This window comes from Streptomyces sp. NPDC046759 (assembly GCF_040645475.1).
GTDB lineage: Bacteria > Actinomycetota > Actinomycetes > Streptomycetales > Streptomycetaceae > Streptomyces.
In genome coordinates this window covers 22,585-30,045 of record NZ_JBEYYJ010000053.1, presented here as the reverse complement: position 1 = coordinate 30,045, position 7,461 = coordinate 22,585, and the positions used below count along the sequence as shown (strand labels likewise).

Genomic DNA, 7,461 nt, shown 5'->3' with positions numbered 1-7,461 from the left:
GGAGATCCGCGATGACATCCACGAGGCGTTCCTCAAGCTCGCCTGCTCGCTGATCTGCTGGCGGCGCCTGCGAACCGCATTCCGTTAGGAGCTCTAAGGCGGTGCCCTGTGTGGTGAGGCGGTCGTTGGGCTGTGCATGGAGCGGGGTGAGTTGGGTTGTGCCGGACGGTCTATTGGGGATCGCAAAGCCGCTGATGCCGCGGTGGAAGGTGCGGCCTCAGGATGGCGGGACGCACGACAATCGACGGTGCCGCGAAGTGCTCACGCAGGTGGTCGGCGGCGCGCACGAGATCGTCGGAGCTGAACCTGCTGCCGGCGAAGTCGCCCCGGGCTCACCGATGCCGGCGAGAATCGCACTGAGGACTGCGATTCCGTGTCCGGCCAGCTCTCGGCGGATCCGGGCGGCCGCCAACCAGTCCCTGCCGCACGTAAAAAGCAGGGGCGAATACGGCGTACGCCCAAGGCGTTCCCTCAGGAAGGCCCAGGCGAGCCTCGGGAGCGCTGCCATCAGTGCGTGCAGGCATGCTGCAGTACGAGAACAAGGCTGACACCGAGGACGAGTGCGATCACTCCCAGGACCATCACTTTCGTCTGATCGCTCATCTGCGGCCGTTCATTCGTGCGGAGGCTCGGTTCCTACCGGCGACTCGAAGTCCTTGACGACCCGGACAGCGAGCTGGCCGTCGCCGGCACTGCAGGCCCGCAAGAGCTGCCGGACACACCCGACATCCGCGCGGGCGAGGGGAACGTGGCTACTCGTCTTCTGCCTGGTCAGCATGGCACGGCAAGGAACTGAGGCGCATCACATGATCTGGTGATCGGTCCGACCGTTCCCTCCCCTGTCGCGAGTAACTCGTCCTTACTGGCGTTGACGACGAGATACTCGACGGCGCACACAGGGATCGCCCTGAGTCGATCTTTCTGCGGTCAAGCCCGAAAGGGACGTGAGAAGGGCGGCGAGTCGCACGCCGACCAATCACTCGATCGTGCGATGCTCCCCGCCCTTTTCCGATCCATAGTGATTCCTGTTAGCGATCGATAAAACAAGGAATAATGATCATGGAAAAGCTCGCACATCGCATCGGGATCGCGACTGCGTCTCTTGCAGTCGCCGCAGGTGCTTTCCTCGCTTCCAGCGGTTCGGCGAGTGCGGCCGCTTTCCCGGCGGACACCGCCCAATCAGGTGTGGTAGCGGAGACGGGAGCCACCGGCTGGAACCACGGCGGGTACGGCGGAGTCAGGAGTGAGGGCTACCGCCACCACAGGGAGCCCTCGGACGGGCACTGCGGCCGCTACGCCTACGACCGCTTCTACCCCTGGGTCTGGGACCAGCTCACGGAGCTCGGACACGTCAACTGACCCGGGGTGTCCCTCCACGCGAACTCCCCGCCCCAGCATCACACCCGAGCAACCGGCAGCGCCAGAAGCCGCCCAGCCCTCCACCCCTCGCCGTCGAACGCATCCAGCGCATATCTGCCACACCAACACCTGCCCCGTCGGCCTCGCCACCCAGGACCCGCGCCGCGCCAGCGCATCGAACGTCCACGAAACATCGGCTCGAGTCCACCGCTTTCGGTCCGCCACGGCGCAAGATCATCGCTTCGCCGGCCGCATGGGAACCCGCTGATTGTGCCAGCGCACGCTGCGCCGGCGTGTAGATCCCGCTAGACGAGCGTCACCAGCTTGCGGTGAGGCCGCAAGCGCCTCATCCACTCCTACCGCGTGCTGCGCGAACTCGACGCGGCACACCAGGGAGAAAGCCCAGCTCACGACTTGATGACCCTCGACACACGGACTTGCCGACTAATTGGCGAGAGCATCACCCTGCGTCATTGGATCCGTCGCGATGCCCACAAAGAGCTCTGCGCCAGGAGCGCTGACTGCGCAAGGACCGCTCCCTAGGTTATGCAATGCACAGCGAACACTGATGGTGTTGGTATTTAGTTCCTGATAGAAGCCGGGGGTGTTTTGCACGATGAGCGGTATTGACAGTGCCATGAGCTCTACGGCAGCCGAGTCCCAACCTTCCTCGTCTTGTCACACGCGCATCCCGGAGTGCGCCACCACCGATCTCGACTCTCTGAAGTATGAGCCAGGCCAAACATTCACAGACGGACTGGAGCCCTGGCTTTCAGCGTGGCTGGCAGTCGGCCAGGAGAATCACTGACATGAAATGCCATTCACCCATCCCCCCGTTGAAGCTGATGAGCCGACAATGATTGACACTGTCATCTGGTTGATCGGATTCCGCTACCACGTTGCCCCCGATCATACAATTCGGTGCTTCTACCTGGTTGACAACGCCAGGGACCAGCAACAGGCTCGGCGGATCGCCGCCGAACGGGCAGAGACACTCGCCGAACGTGGACGACGCAAGCACCTTATTCTTGACCAGGCTTGGACCGAAATACGGTGCCTGCACTGTGACTCCATCGGCAGATGGAAATTTGAGCTCGCGGAGGATTCCCGCTGAACGTCCTCCACCACGGCCCAGCATGGCAGTGCCAAACCGGGCATGGTGTAGGAGCGGTGAGTCAGTCAGAGCTGGGGAGCGTAGCGAGGGTCTGGCATGGGTGGGACGGTCTTGGACGGGCTGTCCCACCAGCGTGTGTCCGCGCCGCATCCAGTGACAGCGGCGGGCGCGTACTTGGTGGCGACGCCGCCATCCGGACCAGTTCACAGCGTGGTCGCGGCATGCAGGAGGGTGGCGGGCTTCAGCTACCAGCAGACGACGGATTTCAGCTGATGTGAGGTCCACGAGGTCGGGTGCGTCGGCCGGGTCACCCCATTTTCACACTTCTGGACGGCCCTCACCGTGAGGAACGCGTGGGCAAGCATGGTGAGCGTGATGTGCCGGCACCATCCCTTGTGGCGGCGGGGAGCTGGTCACCGTGGCGGACTGGAAGCGCTGGACCCGGACCGACTTGTCGTCGACGTGCAACGCGCGGGCGCGGCGCGGGTCTTGTGTGGCGACTCCGGCGGGGCAGGTGTTGGTGTGGCAGCTCTGCGCCTGGATGCAGCCGATCGCGAACATCATGGCGCGAGCCGCATTGGTGAAGTCGGCGCCCTGCACCATGCGCTTGACGATGTCGGCTCCGGTTGCCACCTTGCCGCTGGCGCCGATCCTGATCCGGTCCCGCAGGCCGGCGCCGACCAGAGCGTTGTGGACCGTGATGAGGCCCTCGGTGAGGGGGCTGCCCAGATGGTCGGCGAACTCCAGCGGGGCGGCTCCGGTGCCGCCCTCCGCTCCGTCGACGATGATGAAATCGGGCGCGGTGCCCTCCTTGATCATGGCTTTGCACACCGCCAGGAACTCACGTCGGGAGCCCACACAGAGCCTGAAGCCGACCGGCTTGCCCCCGGACAGCTCGCGCATCTCGGCGATGAATCGGATCAGTTCCCGTGGGGTACTGAAAACCTCGTGGTACGGGGGCGAGATGACAGTCCGCCCCTTGGGGACTTCGCGTACTCGGGCTATCTCGGCGGTGACCTTCTCCCCGGGCAGCACTCCTCCGATGCCGGGTTTGGCTCCCTGGGACAGCTTCAGCGACACGCACTTCACGCTGTCGTGAGCAGCCTTTTCCGCGAACCGCGCCCGGTCGAAACGGCCGTCCTCGGTGCGGCAGCCGAAGTATCCGGTACCGATCTCCCACACCAGGTCGCCACCGTGCCGCAGATGCTATTCCGACAGGCCGCCCTCACCCGTGTCGTGTGCGAAGCCCCCGAGGGCGGCGCCCTGGTTCAGGGCGAGGATGACATTGGCGGACAGCGAGCCGAAACTCATCGCCGAGACATTGAACAGGACCATGTCGTAGGGCTTGGTGCAGTCCGGACCACCGATGCGGACCCTCGGCTGCTCCGCCGGCACCGGGCGTGGCCTCATCGACGACTCGAAGTACTCGTAGCCTTCGGCATAGACGTTCCGTTCGGTCCCGAACGCTTGCTGCGCTTCCAAGCCTTTGGCGCGCTGATAGACGAGACTGCGCACATCCCGGTCGTAGGGACGGCCGTCGTAATTGCGCTCAATGAAATACTGCTGCAACTCCGGCCGGATCGACTCCAGCATGAAGCGCACATGTCCCAGCACAGGGTAGTTGCGCAGCACCGAGTGGCGCTTTTGGAGGAGATCGTAGCTACCCACGCCCGCCAACGCCGCGCACAGCACGGCGGCTGGCCACCACCAGGGAGATACGGTCGCCGCGAAGGATCCGAATGCGACTGCGAGGACTCCAATAAATGCGACCGATGCAATTCTAATCACGTGCGAAACCTACTCCTGTCCCAGTAGCGTCACCATGTCTGGATGATGCGATATACGGCGCATTCGGCGCCCGGAAGTCCTATCGGCTCGGGGTATGCGGATTCCGTCACGCCGCGGCCCGGCCTGGGCCGAACCGCGCGCGTAACGGCCGGCCCATGCGGCCAGCAGCGTCGCGACATAGCGGGCGTCGGCGCGATCGGTGAGTGGGCGGCGCCATCGATCGCGACAAAGGACTTGGGGTGCCGTGCTGCGTCGAGGATCCGCTGGGCGTTCTCCACACCTACCGTCTCGTCGATCGGCGAGTGCAACACCAGGAGCGCGTGACGCAGTCGGCGGATGCGCTCGGCCTGAGGCTGCGCGGAGATGTCGTCGAGGAACTCCCGACGGATGTGGAACACGCGGCCTCCGAGACTCACCTCGGCCTCCCCGTTCCGCTCGATCTCCTCCCGCCTGCCGCCGAACGTGTGCACGACGTGCTCCGGCTCCGCAGGCGCACCGATCGTGGCCACCGCCGCCGTCTCGGGTATCCGGTGCGCGGCGGCCAGCACGGCTGCGCCGCCCAGCGAATGCCCGATGAGGAGCGACGGTGCCGTGAAGTTCTCACGCAAGTGGTCCGCGGCGCGCACGAGATCGTCCACATCGGAGCTGACTGTACTGTCGGCGAAGTCACCCCCGGACTCACCGATGCCGGTGAAGTCCACACTGAGGATCGCGATTCCGCGTTCGGCCAGCTCCCCGCAGATCCGAGCGGGCGCCAGCCAGTCCTTGCCGCATGTGAAGCAGGGGGCGAATACGGCGTACGCCCAAGGCGTCCCCTCCGGCAGATCCAGGCGCGCCACGAGCGGGACGCCCTGCGAGCCTACGAACTCGATTTTGCTACTGCGCCTGGACATCCCGGCCCTCCACGCTCCCGACCCCGATCTGGTTTCGTGTGCCACTTTTCTTCGGCAGACGACCGCCGAGTCAAGAAAACTCGAGCCATATCAGCTCTCTGGGCAGAGTGGACCGGAAAGGGACTGAGAACCTCGCACAATCTAGCGATTCATGTGACTATCAGGTCTCGACTCAAGCCCACAATACATACCTGCAGCATGGCGCCACCTGGGCGGCAGTCAATCACCAGATCATGCGATGCACTACGCACCTTCCTGATCGAAACTGGCCGCGTTGGCAGTTTCTACTCTCCGGAAACCAGGGAATGATTGTTTTGCGTACCAAGAACAAGCTCGTACGGCGTATAGCGACCACCGCCGCCGCTCTGGCATTCGCCGGAGGCACCCTCCTCGTCGCCGGGGGTTCCGCGAACGCGGCTGCTCTTCCGGCCGACGCGCGCGTCCCTGCGCGAGCGGGTGCGGTGGCCGAGACGGGAACCGTCGGTGGGCACCACGACGGACGTCGCGGACACGTCTGGGACTGTTCCAGGTACGACCGCTTCTACCCGTGGATCTGGGAGCAGCTGAAGACGTTCGGGTTGGCACGCCCGTAGTGGGTGACACCGGCATCGCCCGCGGCCCGAGAGGTTCGGTGGCACACCGTGGGAATATCCGGAACGACGTATACGGCTGTGCCCATGTGGAATCCGGAAACCTGCCGGTGTCGGAGGAAGTGCGCGAGGACGGACCGCAAGTGACCAAGGAACATACGGGCCACCGCGGCCTCGCGCCGGACCGCCGCAGGAGGCACACCGCTGAGCTGCTCGCCACGTGCGCCGCCTGTCTCATACCCTGGACCGTGATGCTGGGGCTGACGCTGCCGTCGTCCCACCACGTGCACGAGTGGCGCCTGACCTGGGTCGGATTCGACGTGCTGCTCATCATGGCGTTGGCGTCCACGGCGTTCCTGGCCTGGCGGCGCAGCCGTTCGGTCATTCTGTACGCGCACGCCACAGCGGTCCTGCTGATCTGCGACACCTGGTTCGACATCTCGCTCGATGTCGGAACTGAGGACGTCTGGATGGCGGGGGGCCTTGCCCTGGCCACCGAACTGCCGCTCGCCGCCTTCCTCATCCACCGGGCACACTCCCTGATCGCCCTGCTGCCATGGCCGCCCGCGCACACCGCCATCGGCGACACCGCCGGGAGCCGGACGGAACCGGTCCCGGAGGGGGAGACCCTCCCCCCGGGCCTGCGGACGTGTGGATGACCGGAGGGGTTCCGGAGCTCGGATGCCTGGCAGTGGATCAGACGGTCGTGACCACTTGGGCGTACGTCAGGCGTGGGGAGCGCGGGAACCAGGCATTCTCGCCCGGCCTGCCGATGTTGACGACGGCGAGAACCGAATGCTCGCCGTCGCTGAAGAACTCCTTGTCGATGCCCTCGGCGTCGAAGCCGGTCATCGGTCCCGCGGCCAGGCCGGCCGCGCGGACGCCGATGATGAAGTAGCCGACCTGGAGGAGCGCATTGAGCCTTGCGGAACGCTCACGCACCGCACGCTCGGCGAAGAGATCCCTTGCCTGCGGGAAATGGGGGAACTGGCTCGGCAGTTCCTCGTGGAACTCATTGTCCGCGGCGAGGATGGCAACGAGAGGGGCGGCCGCGGTCTTCTTACGGTTTCCCTCGGACAGGTGTCCGGTCAGGCGTTCACGCGCCTCGGCGGAACGAACCAGCACGATCCGCAGCGGCTGCTGGTTCATGCTGGTGGGACCGTACTTGACCAGTTCGTAGATGGCCTTCACCTGGTCGTCCGTCACCGGGTCGTCGGTGAAGGTGTTGGCGGTACGAGCCTCCCGGAACAGAAGGTCCTGGGCTGCGGGGTCGAGTGCGAGTGACATGGTGAACCTCTTACTGCGTGTGCGGCTTTGGTATCTAGGTGATTCGGCGAACTGAGAAACAGAGGAACTGGGCGCTGACAGCAAGCAGATAGACAGCCGTCGTGGTCGTCCCGACGAGCCCCCACAGGAGGGGACCGAAACAGCACCGTGCGAGCAACAGGCTGACCAGCGCAGCGAGAGCCGCCATGGGCAGATGGAAGGCGGCCCATATCCACGTGCCGGCCGGGGCGGACCTCTCCGGCTTCATGGGGGAGCCGCCGTACGCGACGGCACCCAGCCCGGCGAAGGCGAGCGTCGCACCGGCGAGGAGTGCCAGGACTTCGGCCGTCCCTGGGGCGCCCCGATCGGACGACGTCACGGCGGTGGCGGTCCACAGCGCCAGGGTGTATCCGTGCGGGGCCGCGCTCGCGGCCACGGCTGCACGGAGCTG

General features: G+C 65.4%; 7 protein-coding genes and 3 pseudogenes. 5 read left to right on the top strand and 5 right to left on the bottom strand.

The annotated features are described in order from the left end of the window. Positions 1–146: 146 nt before the first annotated feature. The 3 genes and pseudogenes from ABZ919_RS40320 to ABZ919_RS40310 form a co-directional block, all read left to right on the top strand. Positions 147–233, top strand: a pseudogene (locus ABZ919_RS40320) (IS5/IS1182 family transposase); the annotation flags it as partial. 826 nt (positions 234–1,059) lie between these two features. After that, positions 1,060–1,359, top strand: a complete 300-nt coding sequence (locus ABZ919_RS40315) for a hypothetical protein (RefSeq protein WP_361258928.1) — start codon at positions 1,060–1,062, stop codon at positions 1,357–1,359. After that, positions 1,244–1,627, top strand: coding sequence for a glutamate synthase-related protein (locus tag ABZ919_RS40310; RefSeq protein ID WP_361258919.1), 384 nt, complete (start codon positions 1,244–1,246; stop codon positions 1,625–1,627). Before ABZ919_RS40315 ends, ABZ919_RS40310 begins: the two co-directional genes overlap by 116 nt. 1,091 nt (positions 1,628–2,718) lie before the next feature. Here the strand turns inward: ABZ919_RS40310 and ABZ919_RS40305 are convergent. The 3 genes and pseudogenes from ABZ919_RS40305 to ABZ919_RS40295 all read right to left on the bottom strand — a co-directional run. Continuing rightward, a pseudogene (locus tag ABZ919_RS40305) lies at positions 2,719–2,865 on the bottom strand (IS701 family transposase); the annotation flags it as partial. Between the two features lie 13 nt (positions 2,866–2,878). Then, positions 2,879–4,165, bottom strand: a pseudogene (locus tag ABZ919_RS40300) (FMN-binding glutamate synthase family protein); the annotation flags it as partial. 125 nt (positions 4,166–4,290) lie between these two features. Next, complete coding sequence (locus ABZ919_RS40295) at positions 4,291–5,154, bottom strand: alpha/beta hydrolase (protein WP_361258916.1); 864 nt, start codon at positions 5,152–5,154, stop codon at positions 4,291–4,293. A gap of 305 nt (positions 5,155–5,459) precedes the next feature. Between ABZ919_RS40295 and ABZ919_RS40290 the strand changes: the two genes are divergently transcribed. Together ABZ919_RS40290 and ABZ919_RS40285 are read left to right on the top strand one after the other, a co-directional pair. After that, positions 5,460–5,747 (top strand): hypothetical protein, encoded by a 288-nt coding sequence (locus tag ABZ919_RS40290; RefSeq protein ID WP_361258913.1) that lies wholly within the window; start codon positions 5,460–5,462, stop codon positions 5,745–5,747. Between the two features lie 140 nt (positions 5,748–5,887). Beyond that, positions 5,888–6,403 (top strand): hypothetical protein, encoded by a 516-nt coding sequence (locus tag ABZ919_RS40285; RefSeq protein WP_361258910.1) that lies wholly within the window; start codon positions 5,888–5,890, stop codon positions 6,401–6,403. Positions 6,404–6,440: 37 nt separating this feature from the next. Here the strand turns inward: ABZ919_RS40285 and ABZ919_RS40280 are convergent, their stop codons facing one another. Together ABZ919_RS40280 and ABZ919_RS40275 are read right to left on the bottom strand one after the other, a co-directional pair. Beyond that, positions 6,441–7,031 carry a malonic semialdehyde reductase gene (locus ABZ919_RS40280; protein WP_361258907.1) on the bottom strand — a complete coding sequence of 197 codons (591 nt, stop codon included), beginning with the start codon at positions 7,029–7,031 and terminating at the stop codon, positions 6,441–6,443. Positions 7,032–7,065: 34 nt separating this feature from the next. After that, the gene (locus ABZ919_RS40275; protein ID WP_361258904.1) at positions 7,066–7,446 is read right to left on the bottom strand and encodes a hypothetical protein; all 381 of its coding nucleotides are present in this window, start codon (positions 7,444–7,446) and stop codon (positions 7,066–7,068) included. Positions 7,447–7,461: the final 15 nt, after the last annotated feature.